20 protein-coding genes are annotated in these 24,855 nt (G+C 66.2%); 10 read left to right on the top strand and 10 right to left on the bottom strand.

The features are described from left to right. Positions 1-18 precede the first annotated feature (18 nt). Complete coding sequence (locus CXQ88_RS19795) at positions 19-1,194, top strand: zinc-dependent alcohol dehydrogenase (RefSeq protein ID WP_104045834.1); 1,176 nt, start codon at positions 19-21, stop codon at positions 1,192-1,194. 71 nt (positions 1,195-1,265) lie between these two features. Here the strand turns inward: CXQ88_RS19795 and CXQ88_RS19790 are convergent, their stop codons facing one another. The 5 genes from CXQ88_RS19790 to CXQ88_RS19770 form a co-directional block, all read right to left on the bottom strand. Further along, positions 1,266-2,420, bottom strand: a complete 1,155-nt coding sequence (locus tag CXQ88_RS19790) for a serine hydrolase domain-containing protein (protein WP_104045833.1) — start codon at positions 2,418-2,420, stop codon at positions 1,266-1,268. A gap of 97 nt (positions 2,421-2,517) precedes the next feature. Continuing rightward, on the bottom strand, positions 2,518-3,330 hold the full coding sequence (locus CXQ88_RS19785) for a bifunctional allantoicase/(S)-ureidoglycine aminohydrolase (protein ID WP_104045832.1): 813 nt from the start codon (positions 3,328-3,330) through the stop codon (positions 2,518-2,520). Positions 3,331-3,340: 10 nt separating this feature from the next. After that, on the bottom strand, positions 3,341-4,615 hold the full coding sequence (locus CXQ88_RS19780) for a DUF6986 family protein (protein WP_104045831.1): 1,275 nt from the start codon (positions 4,613-4,615) through the stop codon (positions 3,341-3,343). Positions 4,616-4,618: 3 nt separating this feature from the next. Further along, positions 4,619-6,217 carry a malate synthase A gene (aceB, locus tag CXQ88_RS19775; RefSeq protein WP_104045830.1) on the bottom strand — a complete coding sequence of 533 codons (1,599 nt, stop codon included), beginning with the start codon at positions 6,215-6,217 and terminating at the stop codon, positions 4,619-4,621. Positions 6,218-6,254: 37 nt separating this feature from the next. Then, positions 6,255-7,697, bottom strand: coding sequence for an NAD-dependent malic enzyme (locus CXQ88_RS19770; RefSeq protein ID WP_104045829.1), 1,443 nt, complete (start codon positions 7,695-7,697; stop codon positions 6,255-6,257). Between the two features lie 211 nt (positions 7,698-7,908). On the opposite strand from CXQ88_RS19770, the gene CXQ88_RS19765 reads away from it, so the two are divergent. Further along, on the top strand, positions 7,909-8,664 hold the full coding sequence (locus CXQ88_RS19765; RefSeq protein WP_104045828.1) for an IclR family transcriptional regulator: 756 nt from the start codon (positions 7,909-7,911) through the stop codon (positions 8,662-8,664). 126 nt (positions 8,665-8,790) lie between these two features. Here the strand turns inward: CXQ88_RS19765 and CXQ88_RS19760 are convergent, their stop codons facing one another. Then, positions 8,791-10,296, bottom strand: coding sequence for a nucleobase:cation symporter-2 family protein (locus CXQ88_RS19760; protein ID WP_104045827.1), 1,506 nt, complete (start codon positions 10,294-10,296; stop codon positions 8,791-8,793). A gap of 182 nt (positions 10,297-10,478) precedes the next feature. Continuing rightward, positions 10,479-11,387: a factor-independent urate hydroxylase gene (gene pucL, locus CXQ88_RS19755; protein WP_104045826.1), complete on the bottom strand. Its 909-nt coding sequence runs from the start codon at positions 11,385-11,387 to the stop codon at positions 10,479-10,481. Positions 11,388-11,747: 360 nt separating this feature from the next. On the opposite strand from pucL, the gene CXQ88_RS19750 reads away from it, so the two are divergent. Then, positions 11,748-11,933 carry a hypothetical protein gene (locus tag CXQ88_RS19750; protein ID WP_104045825.1) on the top strand — a complete coding sequence of 62 codons (186 nt, stop codon included), beginning with the start codon at positions 11,748-11,750 and terminating at the stop codon, positions 11,931-11,933. A gap of 151 nt (positions 11,934-12,084) precedes the next feature. Here CXQ88_RS19750 and CXQ88_RS19745 read toward each other — a convergent pair whose 3' ends face one another. Continuing rightward, entirely contained in the window at positions 12,085-13,452 is a 1,368-nt protein-coding gene (locus CXQ88_RS19745) for an 8-oxoguanine deaminase (protein WP_104045824.1), read from the bottom strand. Positions 13,453-13,858: 406 nt separating this feature from the next. Between CXQ88_RS19745 and CXQ88_RS19740 the strand changes: the two genes are divergently transcribed. The 7 genes from CXQ88_RS19740 to CXQ88_RS19710 all read left to right on the top strand — a co-directional run bounded on the left by CXQ88_RS19740 (position 13,859) and on the right by CXQ88_RS19710 (position 22,781). Next, positions 13,859-14,353 carry a nucleoside deaminase gene (locus CXQ88_RS19740; protein WP_104045823.1) on the top strand — a complete coding sequence of 165 codons (495 nt, stop codon included), beginning with the start codon at positions 13,859-13,861 and terminating at the stop codon, positions 14,351-14,353. Positions 14,354-14,362: 9 nt separating this feature from the next. After that, positions 14,363-15,883 carry an NCS2 family permease gene (locus CXQ88_RS19735; RefSeq protein ID WP_104045822.1) on the top strand — a complete coding sequence of 507 codons (1,521 nt, stop codon included), beginning with the start codon at positions 14,363-14,365 and terminating at the stop codon, positions 15,881-15,883. 172 nt (positions 15,884-16,055) lie between these two features. After that, positions 16,056-17,276 (top strand): XdhC family protein, encoded by a 1,221-nt coding sequence (locus tag CXQ88_RS19730; protein WP_104045821.1) that lies wholly within the window; start codon positions 16,056-16,058, stop codon positions 17,274-17,276. Continuing rightward, complete coding sequence (locus CXQ88_RS19725; protein WP_104045820.1) at positions 17,267-18,187, top strand: FAD binding domain-containing protein; 921 nt, start codon at positions 17,267-17,269, stop codon at positions 18,185-18,187. The genes CXQ88_RS19730 and CXQ88_RS19725 overlap by 10 nt, the downstream gene beginning before the upstream one ends. A 2-nt stretch (positions 18,188-18,189) precedes the next feature. Further along, positions 18,190-21,024, top strand: a complete 2,835-nt coding sequence (locus CXQ88_RS19720) for a molybdopterin-dependent oxidoreductase (RefSeq protein WP_104045819.1) — start codon at positions 18,190-18,192, stop codon at positions 21,022-21,024. Between the two features lie 83 nt (positions 21,025-21,107). Then, entirely contained in the window at positions 21,108-22,088 is a 981-nt protein-coding gene (locus tag CXQ88_RS19715) for an aldo/keto reductase (protein WP_104045818.1), read from the top strand. A gap of 42 nt (positions 22,089-22,130) precedes the next feature. After that, positions 22,131-22,781 (top strand): uracil-DNA glycosylase, encoded by a 651-nt coding sequence (locus CXQ88_RS19710; protein WP_104045817.1) that lies wholly within the window; start codon positions 22,131-22,133, stop codon positions 22,779-22,781. 6 nt (positions 22,782-22,787) lie between these two features. On the opposite strand, the gene nboR is transcribed toward CXQ88_RS19710, so the two are convergent. Next, the gene (gene nboR / locus CXQ88_RS19705) at positions 22,788-23,417 is read right to left on the bottom strand and encodes a nicotine blue oxidoreductase (protein WP_104045816.1); all 630 of its coding nucleotides are present in this window, start codon (positions 23,415-23,417) and stop codon (positions 22,788-22,790) included. Positions 23,418-23,448: 31 nt separating this feature from the next. Continuing rightward, positions 23,449-24,855: transketolase-like TK C-terminal-containing protein (locus tag CXQ88_RS19700; RefSeq protein ID WP_441296486.1), on the bottom strand; the 1,407-nt coding region annotated here is incomplete at its 5' end.

The raw sequence follows: 24,855 nt of genomic DNA, 5'->3' as shown, positions 1-24,855 counted from the left end.
TTCCAGGAAAGGCAAATTGTGAAAGCACTGACATGGCAGGGAAAGCGCTCGGTGAGTGTGGTGGAGGTACCAGATCCGGTGATCCAGGAGCCGACGGATGCCATTGTCCGCATCACCTCCACCGCGATCTGCGGATCTGACCTGCACCTGTATGAAGTCCTGGGTCCGTACATGCACAAGGGCGATGTGATCGGCCACGAGCCGATGGGCATCGTGGAAGAAGTGGGAAGCGCCGTCACCAACCTGCGCAAGGGCGACCGGGTGGTGGTCCCCTTTAACATCTCCTGCGGCCGCTGCTACATGTGCAACCAAGGCCTCCAGTCCCAGTGCGAAACCACCCAGGTCAAGGACAAGGGCTCCGGCGCCGCCCTTTTTGGCTTCTCCGAACTCTACGGTTCAGTCCCGGGCGGGCAGGCCGAGTACCTGCGCGTACCCCATGCGGACTACGGCCCAATCAAGGTGGGGAGCGAGCTTCCGGACGAACGTTACCTTTTCCTCTCCGATATCCTCCCTACCGCCTGGCAGGGCGTGGAGTACGCGGACGTCCCCCCGGGAGGCACCCTCGCAGTGTTCGGGTTGGGACCTGTGGGCCAGTTTGCCAGCCGGATCGGGGTGCAGCGCGGGCTCCGGGTCATCGGGGTGGACCCTGTCCCCGAACGTCGCGCCATGGCGGCGCGGCACGGCGTTGAAACGCTCGATTACGCGAAGGGTGTTTCGGACGAGTTGCGGGAGATGACGGCCGGAAGGGGTCCCGACGCGGTGATTGACGCCGTCGGAATGGAAGCCCACGGCTCGCCTGTTGCCGGCTTCGCGCACCAGGCCCTGGGGCTCCTGCCCGACAAGCTGGCGCAGAAGGCGATGGAAACCGCCGGCGTGGACCGACTCGCGGTGCTGCACACCTCCATCGACGCCGTGCGGCGCGGGGGAACGCTCTCCATGAGCGGGGTCTACGGCGGCCAGGCCAGCCCCATGCCCCTGCTGACCATGTTCGACAAGCAGATCCAGGTGCGGATGGGGCAGTGCAATGTCCGGCGCTGGACGGACGACATCCTTCCCCTTGTGGAGGACGACGCCGATCCGCTGGGTGTGATGGATCTGGTCACCCACCGCTCGGGGCTGGAAGGCGCGCCGGCTCTGTACGAGAAGTTCCAGAAGAAGGAAGACGGCTGCATCAAGGTGGTCCTCAACCCCTGACCGTTGACCCCTGACCCAACTGGCTCGCAGTTAACGTCCTTGTAACCCGTTTTGGCGGCGTTAACTGCGGGTCAGTTTTCCGGGCAGAGGCTGTTCAGGGCCTCCTGCGCCACGTCCTGCATCTCGTAGATCAATGGGTTCAGCTGGAGGGTTGGCGGCGCAGGCGGGTACGCGACTGCAAGGGCAAGTTGCCTGCTGCCATCCTCGCTGGTCACGGCGATCATGCCGTAACCGTCAACGTCTCCAGGAAGGCCGTAGTAGAAACGGTTGTTGCAGGTGTTGTTCCACCGGCGCAGGGCAAAGCCGTAATACTGCGAGTAGCCGCCCTTCATGGCCGTCACGCTGTCTGGTGGAAGCAGCCTGCCCTGCAACAGCGCGGCGTAGAACTTGTTCACTTCCTCCACTGTGGCTAGGGCGCCTCCGGAGGCCAGCTCAGCAATCCAGGCCGGCCGTGACACGTCCAGCCGCTTTCCTTCGACGGTGATGTAGCCGTGAATCATGGCGGCTGGCGGGGGCCCGCCGTCCAGACGGGTATTCGCCAGGCCCAGGGGCTCCGCGATGTCCGCGGCCAGGACGCGCCCAATCCCTTTCCCGCGGACCCGCTCAACTATCAGGGCAAGGGCGGCGTAGTTCGAACGGGAATAGTCGAAAATCCGCGCCAGCCGGCCGTCCCAGGGGACGGTAGCGGCCAAGGCCAGTTGCTGTTCAAGGCTGAGCGGCCGGTTCATCGTCGCCTCCCAGTTTCCGGAGGCCAGCAGGGGGACATAGAAGTCCGGGATTCCCGACTCGTGGGTCAGGAGTTGGCGTACGGTGACCGGCCCGGGCGGGTGCAGCACGGTTCCGAACTCAGGGAGATAACTGCTGACCTCTGCATCCAGATCGAGCCTGCCCTCCTCCGCCAGCTTCATCACTGAGACCGCCACTAATGATTCGGTGATGCTTCCTATCTGGATAGGATCCGCGATCGTCGCCGGTTCCTTTGACTCGAGGCTGCGGACCCCGGCAGCGTGCGTCCAAGTGTTATCACCGTTCCTGACGGCAATGAGGACTGCAGGGGCGCCTTCCTCCAGCATCCGGGAACTGAAGTCCTCCAAAAGGGTGAAGGCGGAGTTGTCCGGCTCCGGGGCCGGTGGTTCCTCGATGCAGCCGGTCGAGGATGCCACCAGCAGGACGGAGCACAGGCAGGCTGCAGTCCGCTTCCACGCACGTCCCCGGCGTATGCCCATGTGATCAATTTTCCCTCAACTGGGTAGCGCCAAGTGTCGTTTTGACGCTCCATAAAGACACTTGGCACTACCTGGTTGGGAGGGGAGGATGGGTGCCTTAGGTGAGGCGGATCTGGCGGTTCACGTCCTTGTAGAGCAGGTAGCGGAACTGGCCGGGGCCGCCGGCGTAGCAGGCCTGTGGGCAGAACGCGCGGAGCCACATAAAGTCACCGGCCTCCACCTCAACCCAGTCGTTGTTGAGCAGGTACATGGCCTTGCCCTCCAGGACATACAGGCCGTGTTCCATCACGTGCGTCTCCGGGAACGGGATCACGCCGCCGGGCTGGAACGTCACGATGTTGACGTGCATATCGTGCGCCAGGTCATCCGGGTCCGCGAAGCGCGTGGTCTTCCAGACACCGTCGGTGTCCGGCATGGCGCGGGCCTCAACCTCGGCATCACTGGTAACGAACGACTTCGCCTCGTAGCCCTCCAGGCGCTCGTACGCCTTGCGGATCCAGTGGAAGGAGACGATGTCGTCCGAGACGTTCTCCAGTCCCCAGGTGGAACCCGCCGCGAGGTAGGCGTAGCCGCCCTCCTCGAGCGGGTGCAGTTCGCCGTCGAGCGCGAGGTTGACCTTGCCCTTCGTAACGAAGACAACGCCTTCAACGCCTGTTTCGAACTCCGCCTTGGGGGCGCCGCCGCCCGGGCCGATCTCCACGATCAACTGGGAAAAGGTGGTGGCGAAGCCGGAGATGGGCCGTGCGATGATCCAGGAGCGGGTGTTCGTGAAACCGGGGAGGTTGCTGGTGACGATGTCCGTCATAACGCCCTTGGGGATGACCGTGTAGGCCTCCGTCACGATCGCGCGCTCGGTGGTGAGGTGGGTCTGCGGCGGCAGTCCGCCTTGCGGGTAGTAATACTTGCCCATGGTTGGGTCCTTACTTCGAAGTGGCCTGCGGCAGCCGAGGGTGGGCCAGCGCAGTGAGTTGGGAGATTCCGACGCCGGCGAGCGCCTGGACTTCATCGGCACCGACGGCGCCGCACTGGACGCCGCGCAGCACGAAGGCTGCCAGGGCACGGGCGGTGGCGGGCTCGTCCATCACGCCGCCTGCTGTCTGTTCCACGTAGTTCCGCAGCCGGGCGGCTGCGGCGGGAAGCCCCTGCCGGTAGAAGGCGTAGGTGGCGGCGAAGCGGCTGGGCAACTGGGCCGGGTGCAGGTCCCAGCCCTGGTAGTAGCCGCGTTCCAGCGACCGCCGGACCAGGCGCCCGTGCAGCTGCCAGGCGTTCTCCACGTTGTCGCCCACCGGAATGATGTTGGTGGATCCGTCCGAGAGCCGGATGCCGGTGCCGGCCACGGCCAGCTGCATCACTTCCTTCGCGAAGTCCGCCACCGGGTGCTCCATGGACTGGTACTCGGCGGAGATCTCCAGCGAAGCGGAGTAGTCGTAGGTGCCGTAGTGCAGGCCGCTGATCCGGCCGGGCACGGCATGCGGCAGCTGCGCTACCGGGGACGTGCCCTCGGGCCCGAGGATCAGCTGCGGCGTCTCCACCTGGACCTCGAAGCGGAGCCGCCCTGCCGGAAGCGAGTGTGCTTCCTCGAGCCGGGAGACAGCGTAATCCATCGCCTGGACCTGGGCCACCGTGGTGACCTTGGGCAGGGTAAGGATCAGCCCCTCGGGCAGCTCGCCGGCCGCGGCGAGGCCCGAGACGAACAGATCCAGCGTCCGCAGCCCGCGCGACCGGGTTGGCGCCTCGAAGCACTTGAACCGGATTCCGATGAACGGGGGAGCGGAGCCGGCAGCGACGGCGGCGGCCACAGCGGATGCCGCGGCAACAGCGGCACTGTCCTCGGCGTCGTCGCCCCGGTCCCCGAAGCCGTCCTCAAAGTCGAGCCGCAGGTCCTCGATCGGTTCGCTGGCCAGCTTCGCTTCGACGCGTGAGGCCACGGCCTCCGCGAGGCCGGCGTCCTGGCCCAGCAGCGCGCCGAGTTTCTCCAGGCAGCCGTGCGCGGCAGCGGTGGCCAGCGCCTCGGCGCCCCAGTCGGCAGCGAACGACGGCGTGAACCGGTCCGCGGGAACGTACACCGTGTGGACGGGCTGGCGGGAGCCGTCGTCGCCCGGGTAGTTCTGCTCCAGCAGGCGGTCCGTGGCGGCCAGCTGCCCGTCGATGTTCGCCAGGTCCCGCGCGGAAAGCGAAGGCTTGGGTACAGCCATGCCTCAGCCCACCAGTTCGTAGGCCGGGGTGGTGAGGAAATCCGTGTAGTCCTCCGAGAGGCAGATGTCCGCGATCAGTTCGCTGGCCGGCTGGTAGTAGCGGCGGAAGGCTTCGTCGCCGAATTCGGTGCGCAGCCGCTCGGTTTCCTCGCCCAGGATCCGCTCCACCAGCTCCCGGGTCACGGTGTTGCCGGTGTCAGCGAGGACGGACTTGTTCCGAATCTGCTGCCACACCTGCGAGCGGGAGATTTCCGCGGTGGCGGCGTCCTCCATCAGGTTGTGGATGGCCACGGCGCCGTTTCCGGACAGCCATACAGCGGTGTAGGCAACGGCGACGTAAAGGTTCAGCCGGAGGCCCGCCTCGGTCACCTGGCCGTCGGCGGAGGCCACGTCCAGGAGCTGCTCAGCAGTGACGGAAACTTCCGGGCGCTGCTTGTCCAGCTGGTTCGGCTTGTCGCCGAGCACGGAGTCAAACACCTCACGGCACGTCGGGACCAGGTCCGGGTGCGCAACCCAAGAGCCGTCGAAGCCGTCGTTCGCCTCGCGCGTCTTGTCGGCGCGGACTTTGGCGAAGGCCGCCTCAGTGACCTCGGGGTGCCGGCGGTTGGGGATGACCGCTGCCATGCCGCCCATCGCGAAGGCACCGCGCTGGTGGCAGGTCTTGACCAGCAGTTCGGTGTAGGCCCGCATGAACGGCGCGGTCATTACAACAGAGGCACGGTCCGGGAGGACAAACTCCTCGCCGGCGTCGCGGAAGTACTTGATGATGCTGAACAGGTAGTCCCAGCGGCCAGCGTTGAGGCCTGATGCGTGGTCCCGCAGCTCGTAAAGGATCTCGTCCATCTCGAAGGCAGCGGGGATGGTCTCGATCAGGACGGTGGCGCGGACGGTGCCTTGGTTCAGTCCCAGGTAATCCTGGGCGAAGGCAAAGACGTCATTCCACAGTCGCGCCTCAAGGTGGCTCTCCATCTTGGGCAGGTAGTAGTACGGGCCCTGCCCGTTGAGGACCAACTGCTTGGCCACGTGGAAGAAGTGCAGGCCGAAGTCCACCAGCGCACCCACGGCGGGTTCACCGTTGATGAGCAGGTGCTTCTCCGGCATGTGCCAGCCGCGGGGGCGGGCCACCACGACGGCGAGCGGCGCGTCGGTGCGGAGCCTGTATTCCTTGCCCTCGTCCGAGGTGTGGCTGAGCGTGCCCTGGGCGGCGTCGCGGAGGTTCAGGATGGCGTCGACGACGTTGCCCCAGGTGGGGGTGCTGGCATCCTCGAGGTCCGCGAGCCACACCTTGGCGCCTGAGTTCAGTGCATTGATGGCCATCTTCGCCGGTGACGCGGGCCCGGTCATCTCCACCCGGCGGTCCTGCAGCGGTGCGGGCGCGGGCGCAACCTTCCAGTCGCCGTCGCGCACGTCCTGCGTCTCCGGCAGGAAGTCCAGCTTGCCGGTGTCCGCCACTCGCTGCCGCTTGACGGCACGGGCGGCCAGAAGTTCGTTGCGGGTGCCGGCGAAGCGGGTGTGCAGCTCCTCCACAAAGGCCAGCGCCTTGGGGGAGAGGATCTCCTCCGCTCGCTCGATGGGCCGGGGATCTGTGACAGTGATGGCCATTTCTGGTCCTTTCCTTGTGCTGAAGTCAGGCGGTGAATCAGGCGCTGGCCAGGGCGGCTTCGGGTTCCGTTGCTACAGCAGCCGCGGCTGCCACGTTCGCGTTGTGGGCGGCAGCGGCGACCGCTGAGGCAACATCGGCGGCGACATGGGGATCGAAGACGCTGGGGATAATGTAGCTGGCATTGAGCTCCTCGTCAGCTACCCGGTTGGCGATCGCCTCCGCGGCGGCCACCAGCATCTCCGGGGTGATGTCCGAGGCACCGGCGTCGAGCAGGCCGCGGAAGAATCCGGGGAAGGCCAGCACGTTGTTGATCTGGTTGGGGAAGTCGCTCCGGCCGGTGGCCACAACGGCGGCGTGGCGGGATGCGATGACGGGGTCGATCTCCGGAGTGGGGTTGGCCATGGCGAACACGATGGCGTCCTCCGCCATGGCGGCCACCTGCTCCTCGCCGATCACGTGCGGCGCGCTGACGCCGATGAACACGTCCGCACCGACGAGCGCCTCGTGGAGGGTGCCGGCGAAGCCCTCTTCGTTGGTGTTCGCCGCGATCCAGCTGCGGTGCTCGTCCCCGTACGTTTCGCCACCGTGGATGGCACCGGAGCGGCCGGCGGCGATGATGTGCCGGGCGCCCTGGGCCTTGAGGAGCTGGATGATGGCGGAACCGGCTGCACCGACGCCGGAGACAACGATCCGGACCTCGTCCAGCTTCTTGCCCACAACGCGGAGTGCATTAACCAAGGCGGCGAGTGTGACGATGGCGGTGCCGTGCTGGTCATCGTGGAACACGGGGATATCCAGTTCCTCGCGGAGCCGGTTCTCGATTTCGAAGCAGCGCGGGGCGGCGATGTCCTCGAGGTTCACACCGCCGTAGACGGGCGCCAGGGCCTTGACGATCCGGATGATCTCTTCGGTGTCCTGCGTATCGAGGCAGACGGGCCAGGCGTCCACGTTGGCGAACTGCTTGAACAGGGCTGCCTTGCCCTCCATCACGGGCAGTGCTGCCGCCGGGCCGATGTTTCCCAGGCCCAGCACCGCTGAACCGTCTGTGACCACGGCGATGGTGTTGCGCTTGACGGTCAGGTTGCGGGCCGCTGCCGGGTCCTCGGCGATGGCGAGGCAGACGCGTGCGACGCCGGGAGTGTAGGCGCGGGAGAGGTCGTCGCGGTTGCGCAGGGCTACTTTGGGGACGACTTCGAGCTTGCCGCCGAGGTGCATCAGGAAGGTGCGGTCTGATACGTGCTGGACGGTGACGCCGTCGAGCGCGTTGAGGGCATCCTTGACCCTGCCGGCGTGTTCGTCGTCGGTGGTGTTGCAGGTGACGTCAACGACCAGTGTCTCGTGGTGGGACTCGCTGACGTCCAAGGCGGTGATGGCGGCGCCGGCGGCGCCTACCGCCGCGGCCAGCTCGCTGGTGGCGCTGAAGCTCGACGGTGCTTCCACGCGCAGGGTGATCGAATTTCCGGGGCTGGGGTTCGCCATTGAATGTCCTCCTGTTGGGCCCGTAACGGGCAGCTGCTAAATCCGAATGTTTTCGTATTATGGATATTATTATCTACTTTGTGGAATTACAAGCCCGTCTTGCCCTTCATCGCTTCAGCCTGACCAGTGCTGTATCTTGAGAGCATTAGGGCAATTCTTTTCACGATGCGGATAAGACTTGTCGGAATCCGAGTCCACAGGAGACTGGTACATGGCTGAAAAAGCCGCAGGTGGCGTCCAATCCGTTGAGCGCGTCTTCGAACTGCTGGAACTGATCACTGATGCCGGCGGAGACGTCACCCTCAGCGAGCTGTCCTCGTCCACGGACCTGCCGCTGCCTACGATCCACCGCCTGCTCCGCACGCTGGTGTCGCTGGGCTACATCCGCCAGCTGCCGAACCGGCGGTACGCGCTCGGCCCGCGGCTCATCCGGCTGGGCGAGGGAGCCAACAAGCAGCTCGGCGCCGTAGCCCGTCCGCAGCTGAAAACGCTGGTGGACAGGCTGGGCGAAACCTCCAACATGGCGGTGCTCGACTCGGACATGGTGATCTATGTGGCGCAGGTGCCGTCGCTGCACTCCATGCGCATGTTCACCGAGGTGGGCCGCCGAGCCCATACCCACGCCACCGGCGTCGGCAAAGCCATCCTGGCGCAGCTGGACGACGACACGGTCCGCGGCATCGTCACCCGCGCCGGGATGCCTACCCCTACGGTCAAGAGCATCGGCGACGTCGATGAGCTTCTGGCCGACCTCAAGCTCATCAGGGAACGCGGCTACTCCATTGACGAGGAGGAGCAGGAGTTGGGTGTCCGCTGCTTCGCCATGGCCGTGCCCAACGCCCCCACCCCCACGGCGATTTCCGTTTCCGGCCCGGTGTCCCGGGTGGACGAGCACTTTGCCGACAAGGCCGTGCCGGTCCTCCGTGAGGCGGCCGAGGCGATCTCCCTGGAGCTCAACCGCACTTAACGCACCCAACGGCACCCCGCCGTCGTTCCCCACCCGCACCCCGTCGTCGTTCTTAATGTGCGAGATGACAGGTCACAGCAATGTTCTTGTGGAACCTTGCTGTGACCTGTCATCTCGCGTTTGCTGCTAGTGGTCTGAAGCCTTTTCGGATGACTGGACGGGGACTTCCTTGCCGTCGCAGTCGATGAGCTTGCCGCCTTCGAAGCGGTCGCCGTCGGCCAGGCATTTGAGGTCCTCTTCCCGGACCACACGCCCGGTTCCGGCCACGAACACTGACTGGTTCTCCGAGTTGCCGGCCTTGAGGTGGTTGAACAGCAGGTTCAGCAGGATGGCCATGATGGCGGCCGAGCTGATGCCGGAGTGGAAGATGGTGCCGAACCAGGACGGGAACTGATCGTAGAACGCCGGAGCGGCAATGGGGATCATGCCGAACCCGATGGATGCCGCCACGATGATCAGGTTCATGTTGTTCCTGTACTCCACCTTGGCGAGGGTGCGGATGCCGCTGGCTGCCACCGTGCCGAAGAGTACGACGCCGGCACCTCCGAGGACAGGCGTGGGCACCGCTGCGACGACCCGGCCAAGGACGGGCAGCAGACCGAGGATCACCAGGATGAGGCCGCCGGCACTGACCACGAAGCGGCTCTTGACTCCGGTGATGGCCACCAGGCCCACGTTCTGGGCGAAGGCGCTTTGGGTGAAGGAGTTGAACAGCGGGGAGACGGCGCTGGAGAGCATGTCCGCGCGGAGGCCGTCGCCGATGCGCTTGGAGTCGACTTTGGTGCCGACGATCTCGCCGACGGCAATGATGTCCGCGGAGGTTTCGGTCAGGGTTACCAGGATGACGATGAGCATGGAGATGATGGCGGCGATCTCGAATACCGGCGGCCCGAAGGCGAACGGGGTGGGGAAGGCCACGATTTCGCCCTGGCCCACCTTAGAGAAGTCAGCCATGCCGAACGCAAAGGCGATCAGCGTGCCCAGGACCATGGCAAGCAGGATGGACAGCCGGGAAATCGCCGCGCTGCCCACCTTGCTCAGCAGCAGGACAATGGCCATGGTGGCAGCGGCCAGGCCGATGTTGGCCATGCTGCCGTAGTTTTCCGCTTTGTTGTTGCCGCCCATGGCCCAGTTGGCCGCCACCGGCATCAGGGTGAGCCCGATGGTGGTGATGACGGTGCCGGTGACCACCGGGGGGAAGAACCGGATGATCTTCGAGAACAGAGGGGTGATCAGCAGGCCGATCAGCGACGCCGCAATAACGGACCCGAACACCGCCTGGATACCGCCGCCGCCGTGCACAATGGCAACCATGGTGGAGACGCCGGCGAAGGAGACGCCCTGGACCAGCGGCAGCTGGGAGCCGAAGAACGGGACGCCGATGGTCTGGAGGATGGTGGCAAGTCCGCCGACGAACAGGCAGGCGGCAATCAGGAGGCCGATGTCCTGCGAGGACATGCCGGCGGCGGCGCCGATGATCAGGGGCGGGGCAATGATGCCGCCATACATGGTGAGGACGTGCTGGAAGCCGTAGGCAAAAGTGCTGGCGATGGGTAGACGCTGGTCCTCTGGCCTGGCTGACTGCTGGCCTTTTCCGGCGATGGCCGCGGCCGGTTTCTTTCTGATGTTCATGGCAGACTTTCTTGGTTCATGGCAGACGACTTTGTCTGGCTAACGGGGTCTGGCTAACGGTGTGGCTGAAAGACGTGAGGTGATTTTGGGGCCGGAGTTTTTGGACACGTATCGTGACGTCAGGGGCGCTGAGGTCTTTGTATCTGCCCAAAAACTCCGGACCGGTGGGCGGTGATTGCGGGTTAGCAGAAGCCGGCGATGCCTGACCAGGCGATGTCCGCGGGGGATGCGTCGTCGCGCTGGACGGTGGCCTCGATCAGGCCGTAGGGGCGGTCGGCCGCGTAGAAGACCTCGTTGGGGTTGTCGAGGCCGAACGGCGAGAGGTCAACGAGGAAGTGGTGCTTGTTGGGCATCGAGAATTTGATTTCGTCGATCTCGCTGTGTGCTTCGAGGACTTTGGTGCCCATGTCGAACAGGGTCTGCTGCAGGGCGTGGGAGTACTTTTCGGTGAAGCCTTCGAGGAGGAGTCCCTTCACGTCGTCGTAGTTTTTGTTGAAGTCCAGCGCGCTGAAGTCGGTGCCGGTCTTGAAACGCCAGCGGGCCGAGACATCGGTGGCCAGGATGCGGTCCGTGGTTTCGGGCAGGGTGGTGTACCTGTCCTTCGGGTAGCCCACGAAGCCCGACTGGGTGGACTTGAGGACGGTCAGGTCCTTGAGCCCGGAGATCAGGTGGGTGGTGGCGCCGTCGCGGACCAGAACGGCGGTGCGGACTTCCTGGCCGTTGCGCACGAAGGAGTGGTCGTGCTCTGCGCCATGGGCCTGGATCCGGTTCCAGCTGTAGGACTCAGCTTCCCAGCGGCCGCCGGTAACCCAGTCGAAGCTGGAGGTGAAGTGCCCGCCGAGCCGAAGCAGGAATGCCTCCGGGGAGCCGACGCCGTCACGGGCGAAGGCGTAGATGGTGTTCTTCTGGGTGTCCGTGGCCACCACGTGGGCGTTGTCGCCCTCGAGGTGGGCGGCCGAGAAGTCTCCCCGCAGTTGCGAGGTGACGTTCAGGTCTTCGATTTCGTGGCGGTCGCTGTCGCGGGTGATCTTGACGACCCGGACCTCGGCCTTTCCGTACTGGTTTTCGCCGAGGATGATCTTGCTGCTCATGGTCTGTTCCCAACTTCCGGTAAGTGGAACCTAGGTTCCATCACTGAAATTAAGCGCGCGTTTCAAGCGCGTTTCCGGTGGAGCCGACCCAACAAAAAAGAGCCGGCATCCATTGATGCCAGCTCATTACGACCCTGCCTGCTGCTCCCAGGTTACGTGACTTACACCACGAATTGACATCCAGCGTACCCCCGCAAGCCGGTGGTGTACATCACAAGTTGAAAATCTGGTTTGTGACTGGCCGCCCCTCAACCGCAGCGGAGCCATTGACTGAGCCTTTGGCGACCGGCTACGCTATTCCACATAACAAAAGTTATTTTCCACCTTATGGAAGTCAATAACCCCTTGGAGGAGGATCAGATGTACCAGCAGGACAGCACGCCGGTTGCACCGGCACCAACGGCGGCACCGTCAGTCCAGGAGTTCTACCTCCCCCTTGGCGGTGGGACTGACCCGGACTTCTACCTGCCGGCAGACCGGGAGCACGTTCCCGGCCGCTTTTCGCGTTGGGTTCACGGACTTCCCGGCTTCGGCCGACGCTCCTAGCCCGCAGTCCGAGCCCATGGACCAGGCTGGCGACGCGCAAACGCATTGAGGATGCGCAAAAGGACTGGCGACACCCGCATATAGGTATCGCCAGTCCTTTTCCGCATCCTCTGGCATTTACCGCGTCGGGGGTGCTGTCCGTGTCTCGGGCTCAGCCGTTCACCAGCCGCCGCGCAGCCGCCGAGTGCTCAGCGATAAGGCCCGCCAGGTCCAGCCCTGGAATCCGGCCATCCACAACACGCCACTGCCCGCCCACCATCACCCGGTCCGCCCGGTCGGCGGCGCACAGCAGCAGCGCGGCCACGGGATCGTGGCTGCCGGAGAAGCGCAGGTCGTCCAGTCGGAAGAGGGCCAGGTCTGCCTGCATCCCAGGGGCGAGCTGGCCCAGTCCCGGCCGGCCCAGGACGGCGGCCGAACCGCGCGTGGCCCAGCTGAGTGCCCGCTCTACCGGAACGTCCGCTCCGTAGCGCAGCCGTTGGAGGTACAGCGCCTGCCGGGCTTCCATGATCATGTTCGAGGCATCGTTCGACGCCGAGCCGTCCACTCCCAGCCCCACGGGAACCCCGGCGTCCTCCAGTTCCAGGACCCGCGCAGTGCCGGACGCCAGCCGCATGTTGGAGGTGGGGCAATGCGCGACGGCGGTGCCCGCGGCACCGAGCCGGGCGATCTCGGCGTCGCTGAAGTGGATGCCGTGGCCCAACCAGGTGCGGTCCGTCAGCCAGCCCACGCTGTCCAGGTAGTCAACGGTGCGCAGCCCGAACATCTCCCGGCAGAAATCCTCCTCGTCCAGCGTCTCGGCGAGGTGCGTGTGCAGTCGCACGTCCAGCCGCTCCGCGAGCGCAGCACTTTCGGCCATGATCTCCTTGGTCACCGAGAACGGTGAGCAGGGCGCGAGGGCAATCTGGATCATGGCGTCCTCCCCTCGCTCGTGGTACCTGCCCACCAGGCGCTCGCTGTCGGCCAGCACCACCTCCGGTGCCTGCACGGTGGACTGCGGCGGCAGGCCGCCGTCGTCCGTTCCGAGCGTCATGGACCCGCGCGTCAAGGTGGCCCGCATCCCCAGCCGGCGCACCGCCTCCACCTGGATGTCGATCGCGTTTTCCAGCCCGCCCGGGAAGAGGTAATGGTGGTCCGCCGCCGTGGTGCAGCCGGAAAGCAGGAGTTCGGCGAGCGCAACCGTGGTAGCGAGCTCAAGGTCCCGTGGCGTGAGCCGGGCCCATACCGGATAAAGGTTCTGCAGCCACGGGAACAGCGGGGCGTTCGCTACGGGACCCCAGGCACGGGTGAGGGTCTGGTAGAAGTGGTGGTGCGTGTTGATCAGTCCCGGCAGCAGCACGTGGCTGCCGGCGTCGAAGACCTCGCTGCAGGGCTCGGAAGGCATCTGCCCGGCGGCGAGTACTTCCACGATGGTCCCGCCGCTGACCACTACCCCGCCTGAGGCGTCCAAGGTGTTGGCGGTAAAAGCGGCCTGGGGATTCCGGATCCACAGGCGGGAAGCTGTTGCGATGGGTGGCGTCATGGCGGTCCTTGTCTGAGTGTGGTGGTGTCATTCCAGCTCAGTGAGGCCCTGTCTGCTGATCCAGGTTGCCGTGCCCGGGATGCAGTATCTCCAAAGGCAGCGCGGCTGGGACCAAGGCTAGGACGCCTCGGGCCGCAGCGTCAACGGCGTCATGATTATGACCAGGGGAAGTGAAGCGCGCGAAACCTGGATTTCACATTACGAAATTAAAATTCCAGAAAACTATGGCGCAGCCCACATTCCGGTGCTAATCTCGATCTTGCCAAAGGCGGGCACCCGGACTTCGGGAAGCTATCTACCAGGCGCAACTTAACCTTCACAGCACATGCTGAAGCCTGGTAACCGTCGCACCTGGTTCTACTGGTCCTGCAACGGGCTTCAGGCTTCCCATCAAGGGAGTCGCATCATGAGTACCACCGTCACGGCCGAAGAATTTCTGGCCAGATCCATCAGGCTGGCCACGGCCAACGTCCTGAACAGCGGGGGACCCTTCGGCGCAATGATCGTCACGGCTGACGGCCGGACGTTCGACGGCGTCAACCGGGTCACCGCGGATAACGATCCCACCGCCCACGCCGAAGTCACCGCCATCCGCACGGCCTGCCGCGAACTCGGCACCTTCGACCTCAGCGGAGCAGTCCTTTACACGAGCTGCGAGCCGTGCCCCATGTGCCTGGCGTCCGCGCTGTGGGCCCGGGTTGAACGGGTTGTCTTCGCCGCCGACCGGCACGACGCCGCGTCCGTGGGCTTCGATGACGCTGTCTTCTATGAATACTTCGAAAACCAGGACAGGAACTCCCTGATGCCGGTTTCGAAGCTGGAGTTGGACGATCCACAGGCCCCGGCCCCGTTGGAACCGTTCAACACCTGGAACACACTCGACACCAGGATTGACTACTAGGCGGCTGGGATGACCATCCTGGACAACTCCCACGAGGAGCATTCGGCTCCAACCGCACGCACGCCACAGCCCGCCACGGGCATTCCCCAACCGCCGGCGTCGGACTCTTTCCTTGACCGGTTCTTCCAGATCACCCAGCGTGGCTCCACCCTGGCCCGCGAATTCCGCGGCGGCCTGGTCACCTTCTTCACTATGGCGTACATCGTCATCCTCAACCCCCTGATCCTGGGCGGGTTCAGCGCAGGCAATGCCCCCACCGACGTCGCCGGGGGCTGGCTCTCCGCTGCGCAGGTCGGTGCAGTCACCGGACTCACCGCCGGGGTCATGACCATCCTCTTTGGACTCGTCGCAAACCTGCCGTTCGGCCTCGCCGCCGGACTCGGCATCAACTCCTTCCTTGCCGTGTCGGTCATCCAGGAGGTCACCTGGGCAGAAGCCATGGGCCTGGTGGTCATCAACGGCATCCTGATCGTGCTGTTCGGCATCACCGGTGCCCGGACCGCCATCTTCCGGGCCGTCCCCAAGGAGCTGAAGGCCGCCATCACGGTGGGCATCGGACTGTTCATCGCGTTCATCGGGTTTGTGGACTCCGGCTTCGTCAAGGCGACGACGGGCGGCCCGCCCGTCCAGCTGGGCAATGGCGGCTCCATCACCTCCGTCCCCACGCTGGTGTTCGTCGTCGGCCTGCTGGCCATGGGCATCCTGGTGGCACGCAAAGTCCAGGGCGGGCTGCTGATCGGCATTGTGGCCACCACCTTCCTGGCCGCAATCGTGGAAGCAGTCATGAAGATCGGCCCGGCCAGCGACAGCAACCCCGGCGGCTGGCACCTGAACACCCCGGTACTCTCCGGACAACTCGTGTCCGCCCCGGACCTGGGCCTGGTGGGACAGTTCGACCTGTTCGGCGCGTTCGGCAGGATCGGCGGGCTTGCCGCCACCATGCTGGTGTTCACCCTGGTATTCACCAACTTCTTCGACGCCATGGGCACCATGACCGGCCTGGCTAAAAGTGCCGGCGTCGCCCACAAGGACGGCACGTTCCCCCGGCTGAAGTCAGCCTTCATCGTGGAAGGCATCGGCGCCGTGGCAGGCGGAGCAACCTCCGGCTCCTCCAACACTGTGTACATCGACTCCGCCGCCGGCATTGGCGAAGGCGCCCGGACCGGTCTGGCGTCAGTGGTGACCGGCGTCCTGTTCCTGGGCTCGATGTTCCTGACGCCGCTGACCAGCGTGGTTCCGCTCGAGGTGGCCGCCGCGGCCCTGGTGGTGGTGGGCGCGATGATGATGGCGCAGATCCGCGAGATTAAGTTCAACAAATTCACCGTGGCACTTCCGGCATTCCTCACCATCGTCACCATGCCGCTGAGCTACTCGATCGCCAACGGCATCGGGGTGGGCTTCATCAGCTGGGCCATCATCGGCGCGGCCTCCGGAAAGGCGAAGAAGATCCATCCGCTGATGTGGGTGGTCAGCGCCGGCTTCCTGGTCTACTTCGCCCGCGGACCCATCAACGTGCTGCTCGGCGCCTGACCGAAGTTTCCCCAGACCTGTGCCCCGCCGCCAGGACATCCGCACCCGTGACCCGGGTGCGGATGTCCTGACAGGCAGCAATTTCCCCTGCGCCGGGGCCAAAAGCTTGGCCCGGCTCCCGATAGGAACGACAATATGGACACCACCGCAGCGCGGAAGAAGGAGTGCCGCCATGCTTGACCTGATCCCTTCACTCACCGGCTGGGCTCCGGCCCTGACCGGACAGCGTTTCGCGGTTGCCACCATTGTGCGTGCCGGCGGCTCCGTCCCGCGGCCCGTCGGCAGCACCATGCTCGTGTCCGAATCCGGCGCCGTCCTGGGCAGCCTCTCGGGCGGCTGCGTTGAGGGGGCCGTGGTGGCGGCGGCGCTGGAATCAATGGACGACGGCGTCACGCGCCTCGAAACGTTCGGCTACAGCGCCGCCGATGCTTTCGCCGTCGGGCTCACCTGCGGGGGCGAGCTGGACGTGCATATCCAGCCGGTCAATCGCAAAGTGGGTTGCCGCCTGGGCGCAGCGGTGTTGCAGTTGGCGGTTTACGGGCCTGACGAGCCGGTTGCACTGGTCCGAAGGCTGGACGTGGGCGCGGATGCTGGCGGCAGCGGGGCCGTCGTCGTGCCGGATCCGGCGTCCGCCTGCATGTCCGGACATTTGGAGCTGGGCGCGCTGCTGGGCGACCCCGGAAACCCCGATGCGGGCCGCGCGCGGATGGTGCAGCTTGAGTCCTTCCTGCGCAGCGGCGCCACCGGCATCCTGCAGCCGGCCGGACCGGGCGTGTGCGTCGGGGAAGCCACCCTCCTAGTGGAGTCCCGTCTGTCGCCCCCGCGCCTGCTGGCGTTCGGTGCCAACGACTTCAGTGCCGCGCTGCTCCCGGCCGCCAAACCGCTGGGCTACCGCGTCACCCTGGTGGACGCCCGGCCGGCCTTTGCCTCGCAGTCGCGGTTCGGCATTGCGGATGAGGTGGTGACCGCCTGGCCCCACCAGTACCTCGCAGCAGAAGCGGCGGCGGGACGGGTGGACTCCCGGACGGTGATCTGCGTCCTCACCCACGATCCCAAGTTCGACGTTCCCCTGCTGGAGACCGCCCTGGCACTGGACGTCGCCTTCATTGGAGCCCTTGGGTCCCGGCGCAGCCACGTCCAGCGCGTGGGCGCACTCCTGGACAGCGGGGTCCGCCCCGAACGGATCGCCCAGCTCCACTCACCGCTCGGCCTGGACCTCGGCGCCGTGACACCGGCTGAAGTGGCGGTTTCCGTCCTGGCCGAAATCATTGCCGCCCGTCATCCCGCCGCGTGCCATCAGCCGTTGAGGGAAACTTCCGGCCCCATCCACCAACAGCGCGCCGCCCGGCCGGCGCCCACCCACACTTTGCAGCAGGAGATCGCATGGACATGAACACCATCGAGGCGGTGGTCCCCACCACCGACCCCTCGGAATGGCGCGACGGCGACGCCTGGCTGGCCGGCGGCACCGTCCTCTTCTCCTATGGCAGCTTCGCGTTCGGGCCCCAGCCGTTGAAGCGGCTGCTGGACCTCGGCAACGCGGGCTGGACTCCCGTAACAGTTAGCGATGCCGGGATTGAGCTCGCAGCTACCTGCACCGTCGCCGAACTCTACAACCTCCCCGGCTCGCCCGCAGCCGCCGGCTCCAGCTGGCCTGCCCTGGACCTGGTCCGGCCGTGCTGCGACTCCTTTGTTGCCTCCTTCAAGGTGTGGAACATGTCCACTGTGGGCGGCAACCTCTGCACCTCCCTGCCCGCCGGCCCCGTCATCTCGCTCTGCGCCGGACTGGACGGGACTGCCACCATCCTCGGCCCCGGCGGCGCCAGCCGCAGCGTCCCGGTGACGGAGTTCGTCACGGGCGAGGCCGCAAACTGCCTGGCACCCGGCGAGCTGCTCCGCAGCGTCCACCTCCCGGCGTCGGCCCTTGCTTCCCGCGTGGCGTTCCGCCGGCTGTCCCTGAGTAACCTGGGCAGGTCCGGGGTGCTGCTGATCGGAAGGCTCGACGGCGGAACCCGCCTGGTCCTGACGGTCACCGCCGCCACAAAGAGGCCCGTGCAACTCCGTTTTGACGGGCTTCCGGACGCCGACGGGCTGGCCGCCGCAATCGACGGAGCCATCCCCGCCGACCTTTATCACAACGACATTCACGGCCTGCCGGCCTGGCGCCGGGACATGACATACCGCCTCGCAGAGGAAATCCGCGCCGAACTCGCTGCTCCCGAGGGGGCACCGGGGCTCCGGGTATCCGGGGACTTTTGGCCGCCTACAGACCGTGGGCTTTACGCACAGCAGGAAGGGGCCTGAGCATGGCCATCGAGATCAACGGCATTCCCGCGGACGCCCCGCCCCGCCCGGGGCAGTGCCTGCGGACCTTCCTGCGCGAGCAGGGCAACCTTGGCGTGAAGAAGGGCTGCGACGGTGGCGACTGCGGGGCCTGCACCGTCCACGTGGACGGCACTCCCGTGCACAGCTGCATCTACCCGGCCGTCCGCGCCGAGGGGCATGAGATCACCACGATTGAGGGCCTGGCGGCGGCCACAGGCGGAGCCAGCACCGGGCTCCACCCGGTCCAGCAGCAGTTCATGGAGCGTCAGGGGTTCCAGTGCGGTTTCTGTACTGCGGGGATGGTGATGACGGCCGCAACGTTCGACGACGACCAAAAGGAGAACCTGCCCCGGAACCTCAAAGGCAACCTCTGCCGCTGCACCGGCTACCGGGCCATCTCGGACGCCGTCTGTGGGCACGCCGGACACCCGGATCCGAAGGGGCAGGGCTCCGGGATCGCGGGGGAGGGTCAGCCCGATCCCGAACCGGGTCAGCTGGGCGACGACGTCCCGGCACCTGCCAGCCGGGCAGTGGTCACCGGCGCCGCCCGCTACACCCTCGACGTACCAGCCGGCCAGCTGCAGGGTCTGCTCCACCTCAAGCTCCTGCGCTCGCCGCACGCCCATGCCAAGGTCCTCTCGATCCACACTGATGCAGCGCTGAAGGTCCCCGGTGTGGTGGCCGTTTTTACCCACCAGGACGCGCCGGAGCAGCTGTTTTCCACGGCCCAGCATGAACTCTTCACAGATGATCCGGACGATACCCGCGTCCTGGATGACGTGGTGAGGTTCCGCGGCCAGCGGGTTGCCGCTGTGGTGGCGGAAACGGTGGCTGCCGCCGAAGCCGGGGTGCGGGCACTGGACGTCCAGTACCAGGAACTGCCAGCCGTCTTCTCGCCGCAGGACGCGCTGGTGCCCGGCGCGCCGCTGGTGCACGGGGAGAAGGACGGGCCGGCGTCGCGCATTTCCGCGCCGGAACGCAATGTGGTGGCCGAGCTCCACTCGGAATTGGGAAACGTGGCGGAAGGCTTTGCCGCAGCTGACTTCATCCACGAACAGACCTACCGCACCCAGCGCGTCCAGCATGTCGCCCTGGAAACACACGCTGCCATCGCCAGCGTCGACGGCGAGGGGCGCCTGCAGGTCCGCACCTCCAGCCAGGTCCCATTCCTGGTCCGCCGCACGCTGTGCCGGGTCTTCGGGCTGCCGGAGGAGCAGGTCCACGTGGTGGCCGGCCGGGTGGGCGGCGGCTTTGGCGGCAAGCAGGAGGTGCTCACCGAGGACATCGTGGCGCTCGCGGCCTTGAAACTGGGCCGGCCCGTCCAGCTCGAACTGACGCGGACGGAACAGTTCACCGCCACCACCACCCGCCATCCGTTCACTATTAAGCTCAAGGCCGGCGCCAGCGTGGACGGCAGGCTGACCGCCCTGGAGCTCGATGTCCTGACCAACACCGGCGCGTACGGCAACCACGGTCCCGGTGTGATGTTCCACGGCTGCGGCGAATCCCTGAGCGTCTACAACTGTGCCAACAAAAAGGTGGACGCCCACGCCATGTACACCCACACGGTTCCGGCCGGGGCGTTCCGCGGCTACGGCCTGAGCCAGATGATTTTCGCGATCGAGTCCGCCATGGACGAGCTCGCCGCCGGCATCGGCATGGATCCGTTCGAGTTCCGCCGCCGGAACATGGTGCGTGAGGGGGACCGCATGCTGTCAACCCAGCCGGAGCCCGAGGAGGACGTCCACTACGGCAGCTACGGGCTGGACCAGTGCCTGAGCCTGGTCCGCGACGCCCTGGCCCGCGGCCGGGAACGCTACCGGGCTGCCGGGCTGGACGAGCTGGGCCCCGAGTGGCTCACCGGGGAGGGGACGGCGCTCTCCATGATCGACACCGTCCCTCCGCGCGGCCACTTTGCCCACTCCCGGCTCCGGCTCCTGCCGGACGGGACGTACCAGGCCGACGTCGGAACCGCCGAGTTCGGCAACGGCACCACCACCGTCCACGCCCAGCTGGCCGCCACAGCCTTATCCACGAAGGCCGCCCTGGTTTCAGTCCGCCAGTCGGACACAGACCTGATCGAGCACGACACCGGCGCCTTTGGCTCTGCCGGCACGGTGGTGGCCGGAAAGGCCACCCTGGCCGCTGCAGAGGAATTGGCCATCCGGATCCGGGCCTTTGCCGCCGGGATCCACCAGACCCAGGCCTCCGCCTGCGTCCTCGACGGCGACTCGGTAGTCTGCGACGGAACGCCTGTGCCGCTCGCTGAACTGGCGCAGGCGGCTGCGGAAGCTGGCGTCGAACTCGCAGCGGAAGGACGCTGGGGCGGCACCCCCAGGTCCGTGGCATTCAACGTGCACGGCTTCCGGGTGGCGGTGAACCGGGGCACGGGCGAACTGAAGATCCTGCAGAGCGTGCAGGCGGCGGACGCCGGCGTGGTGGTCAACCCGCGCCAGTGCCGCGGCCAGATCGAGGGCGGGATTGCCCAAGCCATCGGCGCCGCGCTGTATGAGGAGGTGGTCATTGATGACGCCGGGCGGGTCACCACTGACATCCTGCGGCAGTACCACATCCCCACCTTTGCGGACGTGCCGCGCAGCGAAGTGTACTTCGCGGACACCAACGACACATTGGGGCCGCTCGGTGCCAAGTCCATGAGCGAGAGCCCCTTCAACCCGGTGGCCCCCGCCCTGGCGAACGCCATCCGGAACGCCACGGGGGTGCGCTTCGCTTCGCTGCCCATCGCGCGGGACAAAATCTACCTGGGGCTCAGGGAAGCGGGGCTGGTGCCCAGGCTGGAACACTCCGCAAGGTGAGAGGGACCGCTCCGCATCGACAAAGCAGGGCCGGGGACCCGTTAAATTCCGGAAGGTGACCGGCCACACCATATAGTCATGGGATGGAACAGCGGATTTTAGGCAAGACCGGACGGAACGTGTCCATCGTGGGGCTGGGCACGTGGCAGCTTGGCGCGGACTGGGGCCATGTTGACCCGGCGCAGGCGCGGGCCATCCTTGCGGCGTCCGTGGAAGCGGGGGTGAACTTTTTCGACACCGCCGACGTCTACGGTGACGGCAAGAGCGAGCAGGCCATCGGGAAGTTCCTCGCGGACAACCCCGGCCACGGCATTACGGTGGGCACGAAGATGGGCCGCCGTGTGGACCAGAGGCCGGAGAACTACACCTTGGCAAACTTCCGGCAGTGGGTGGACCGCTCCCGGAAGAACCTGGGCACCGACACCCTGGACCTGGTCCAGCTGCACTGCCCGCCCACCCCGGTGTTCAGCAGCGCCGAGGTCTACGGCGCCCTCGACACCCTGGTTGCCGAAGGTTCCATCCGCAATTACGGCGTCAGTGTTGAACGCACCGACGAGGCGCTGGAAGCGATCCGCCACGAGGGTACGTCCTCCGTGCAGATCATCCTGAACGCCTTCCGGCTCAAGCCCCTGGACGAGGTCCTTCCCGCCGCGAAGGCAGCAAACGTGGGCATCATCGCCCGCGTGCCGCTCGCTTCCGGGCTGCTCTCCGGCAAGTACTCCAAGGAGACCACCTTCGCCAAGGACGACCACCGGAACTACAACCGCAACGGCGACTCCTTCGACGTCGGCGAGACGTTCTCGGGTGTGGACTACGAACTCGGGCTGAAGGCTGTGGCCGAGTTCGAACAGTTGGTCCCGGCCGGCGCCAGCACGGCTCAGGCTGCCATCGCCTGGATCGCCGCGCAGGACGGCGTCAGCACCGTGATCCCCGGCGCCCGCAATGTGGAGCAGGCGACGGCCAACGCTGCCGCGGCTGGTTTCGCTGTTGATGAAGATTTCGACGGCGGGGTTCGCTGGATCTACGACCACTACTTCCGCGACGCCATCCACCCGCGCTGGTAGCCGGAAGGACCCTTTCCGGTGAACCCGGCAGCGGGAGGGTGAATGACAGCAACGTCCGTCAGCACCTTAGTGGAGCGGCTCTCCACCGTGCCTTCGGGACCCGGGCTCAACAACTTCCTTGACCACAGCGAGCCGGCAAATGCGCTGCGCCGGCGCAACCTTGAGCTCTACCTCGAGGAGATGCTGGACCGCTCCCCGAAGGTGCTGCTGCTCGGCGAGGCACCGGGTTTTCGGGGCATGAGGATCACCGGAGTTCCCTTCACCAACCGCACCATGTTCCAGGGACCGGCCAACAGCTTCGGCTTGTTTGGGCCGGCAAAGGGGTACGCACTGCCCGCGGAGGCTGCGGGAGTGGCGGCCGAGCCCACCGCGACGGTGATGTGGGAGGTCCTGGCGGAACTGGAGTTCCTCCCCCTGCTCTGGAGTGCGTGCCCCTGGCATACCCACATGCCCGGCAAACCGCAGTCCAACCGCACGCCCCGGACAATTGAAGCCAGGCTCGGCACGCCGTTTTGGCAGGCGCTGACAGAAATCTTCCGCATCGAAACCGTGGTGGCAGTGGGCAACGTGGCACACCGCAGCCTGCTTTCCAGCGGCATGGAGGTGCCGAAGGTCCGGCATCCCTCCCACGGCGGGCGGTCCGGCTTCAAGCGCGGACTGGAGGAACTGATCCTCACTGGCGTGGCACAGTAAGGCGTTCTAACCCAGCAGGTGAAGCTGCTCCGGGGTGTCAACGTCTTCTCCCGTGGACAAGTCACTGCAGTCCACCTCGTCCACCAGTTCCGGATACGCCTGCAGGAAACGGCGTGCCCCGGCGTCGCCTGTTACGGTCTCCGCCATTGATGCGCGGAGTGCGACGTCGATGACAAGCGGGTGCCCGCGCCGGAGCATGCCGCCTGCATTGTGCCGTGCGGCATCGGAGTCGTTGTAAGCAGCTGCGGTGACCCGGCCCGGACGGTGGGCTGCCAGCAGCCGCCCCACCGCTGCGGGAGCGAGACCCGGCTGGTCCGTGAGCGCAACCATCAGATGGTGGGCGGGGTCGGCGCTGGCGTTGCCGAGCAACAAAGAACTGCCCATCCCTGACTGCCATTCATGGTTCACCACAGTCCGGTAGCGGTCCAGCTCGGCGATGGTTGAGACGTCCGGAGCGCCGGCGCCGAGCACCACCACCACTTCGCGGCAGCCGCCGTCGAGCAGCGCTGCCGCGACGGATTCCACCAGCGGCCGGCCGCGGTAGGGGAGCAGGGCCTTGGGCCCCCTGCCGAGCCTGGTCCCGGCGCCGGCCGCGAGCACAACACCTGTGGTCCTGATCTCGTCCGTGTTCCCCATAGCCTCACCATAACGCCCCGGCCGGACCCCGTCAGGCGTCGCCGCCGGCCCCGCCTGTGGTCCCGGCGTTTACGTCCAGGAGCTTGTAGCGGTCCATGGCGTACTGCGGTGCGCCCTCCTCAACCTCGCCCCTCGCAGCGAGCATCTGCAGGGTTTTCACGACGATGGAGTGGGTGTCGTTCTTGAAGTAGCGGCGGGCTGCGGCGCGGGTGTCGGAGAAGCCGAAGCCGTCGGCACCGAGCGTTGCGAACTGGTTCGGCACGAACTGGCGGATCTGGTCCGGGACGGCCTTCATGTAGTCCGAGACGGCCACGATGGGACCCTGCGCCTCAGCCAATTGGGTGGCTACGAAGGGGATCCGGGCCGGGTTGCCGGGATTCAGGAATGCTTCTTCCTCGGCGGCAAGGCCGTCGCGGCGCAGTTCGTTCCAGGACGTGACGGACCAGACGTCTGCGGAGACGCCCCAGTCCTCGGCGAGGATGCGCTGGGCCTCAAGCGCCCAGGGCACCGACACACCGGACGCCAGGACCTGGCTCTTGGGACCTTCAACGTCCGACGCCGACACCCGGTAAATGCCTTTCAGCACACCTTCGACGTCGAGGTTCTCCGGTTCGGCGGGCTGGGTGATGGGCTCGTTGTACACCGTGAGGTAGTACATAAGATTCCGGTCTTCCGAGCCTGCCGGGCCGCCGTCGAAATTGTCTCCGTACATGCGTTCGAGGCCGTCGCGGATGATGTGGCCCATTTCGTAGCCGTAGGCGGGGTCGTAGGTGACCACTGCCGGGTTGGTGGAGGCCAGGAGCGGGGAGTGGCCGTCGGCGTGCTGGAGGCCTTCGCCGGTGAGGGTGGTCCGGCCTGCGGTGGCGCCGATGATGAAGCCGCGGGTCATCTGGTCTGCTGCTGCCCAGAAAGCGTCGCCGGTGCGCTGGAAGCCGAACATGGAGTAGAACACGTAGACCGGGACCAGGGGGACGCCGTGGGTGGCGTATGCGGTTCCGGCGGCGGTGAACGCTGCCACGGCGCCGGCTTCGTTGATGCCGGGGTGGATCAGTTGGCCGGCGGGGGATTCCTTGTAGGCCAGGACGAGGTCCCGGTCCACGGAGAGGTAGTTCTGGCCCTTGGGGTTGTAGATCTTCGCGGTGGGGAAGAACGCGTCCATGCCGAACGTGCGCGATTCATCCGGCACTATGGGCACAATCCGGTGCCCGAACTTCTTGTCCCTGATGAGGTCTTTCAGGAGCCTGACGAAGGCCATGGTGGTGGCGGCCTGCTGCTTGCCCGAGCCGCGCTTGGCCACCTCGTAGGACTTCGCGTCCGGCAGTTCAACCGCCTCGTGGCTGGACCGGCGCTCCGGCACCGCGCCGCCCAGGGCGGCGCGGCGTTCCATCATGTACTGGATTTCCGGGGCGTCCGTGCCGGGGTGGTAGTACGGCGGTGA

The organism is Arthrobacter sp. ZGTC412, assembly GCF_002929215.1.
In the GTDB taxonomy this organism is placed as follows: domain Bacteria; phylum Actinomycetota; class Actinomycetes; order Actinomycetales; family Micrococcaceae; genus Arthrobacter.
This window is presented reverse-complemented; position numbering and strand designations above follow the sequence as displayed.

Bases quoted from the DNA above. Each gene is read 5' to 3' on its own strand.
- CXQ88_RS19790 (WP_104045833.1), bottom strand. From the start codon at position 2,420: ATGGGCATACGCCGGGGACGTGCGTGGAAGCGGACTGCAGCCTGCCTG.
- CXQ88_RS19785 (WP_104045832.1), bottom strand. From the start codon at position 3,330: ATGGGCAAGTATTACTACCCGCAAGGCGGACTGCCGCCGCAGACCCAC.
- CXQ88_RS19780 (WP_104045831.1), bottom strand. From the start codon at position 4,615: ATGGCTGTACCCAAGCCTTCGCTTTCCGCGCGGGACCTGGCGAACATC.
- aceB (WP_104045830.1), bottom strand. From the start codon at position 6,217: ATGGCCATCACTGTCACAGATCCCCGGCCCATCGAGCGAGCGGAGGAG.
- CXQ88_RS19770 (WP_104045829.1), bottom strand. From the start codon at position 7,697: ATGGCGAACCCCAGCCCCGGAAATTCGATCACCCTGCGCGTGGAAGCA.
- CXQ88_RS19765 (WP_104045828.1), top strand. From the start codon at position 7,909: ATGGCTGAAAAAGCCGCAGGTGGCGTCCAATCCGTTGAGCGCGTCTTC.
- CXQ88_RS19760 (WP_104045827.1), bottom strand. From the start codon at position 10,296: ATGAACATCAGAAAGAAACCGGCCGCGGCCATCGCCGGAAAAGGCCAG.
- pucL (WP_104045826.1), bottom strand. From the start codon at position 11,387: ATGAGCAGCAAGATCATCCTCGGCGAAAACCAGTACGGAAAGGCCGAG.
- CXQ88_RS19750 (WP_104045825.1), top strand. From the start codon at position 11,748: ATGTACCAGCAGGACAGCACGCCGGTTGCACCGGCACCAACGGCGGCA.
- CXQ88_RS19745 (WP_104045824.1), bottom strand. From the start codon at position 13,452: ATGACGCCACCCATCGCAACAGCTTCCCGCCTGTGGATCCGGAATCCC.
- CXQ88_RS19740 (WP_104045823.1), top strand. From the start codon at position 13,859: ATGAGTACCACCGTCACGGCCGAAGAATTTCTGGCCAGATCCATCAGG.
- CXQ88_RS19735 (WP_104045822.1), top strand. From the start codon at position 14,363: ATGACCATCCTGGACAACTCCCACGAGGAGCATTCGGCTCCAACCGCA.
- CXQ88_RS19730 (WP_104045821.1), top strand. From the start codon at position 16,056: ATGCTTGACCTGATCCCTTCACTCACCGGCTGGGCTCCGGCCCTGACC.
- CXQ88_RS19725 (WP_104045820.1), top strand. From the start codon at position 17,267: ATGGACATGAACACCATCGAGGCGGTGGTCCCCACCACCGACCCCTCG.
- CXQ88_RS19720 (WP_104045819.1), top strand. From the start codon at position 18,190: ATGGCCATCGAGATCAACGGCATTCCCGCGGACGCCCCGCCCCGCCCG.
- CXQ88_RS19715 (WP_104045818.1), top strand. From the start codon at position 21,108: ATGGAACAGCGGATTTTAGGCAAGACCGGACGGAACGTGTCCATCGTG.
- CXQ88_RS19710 (WP_104045817.1), top strand. From the start codon at position 22,131: ATGACAGCAACGTCCGTCAGCACCTTAGTGGAGCGGCTCTCCACCGTG.
- nboR (WP_104045816.1), bottom strand. From the start codon at position 23,417: ATGGGGAACACGGACGAGATCAGGACCACAGGTGTTGTGCTCGCGGCC.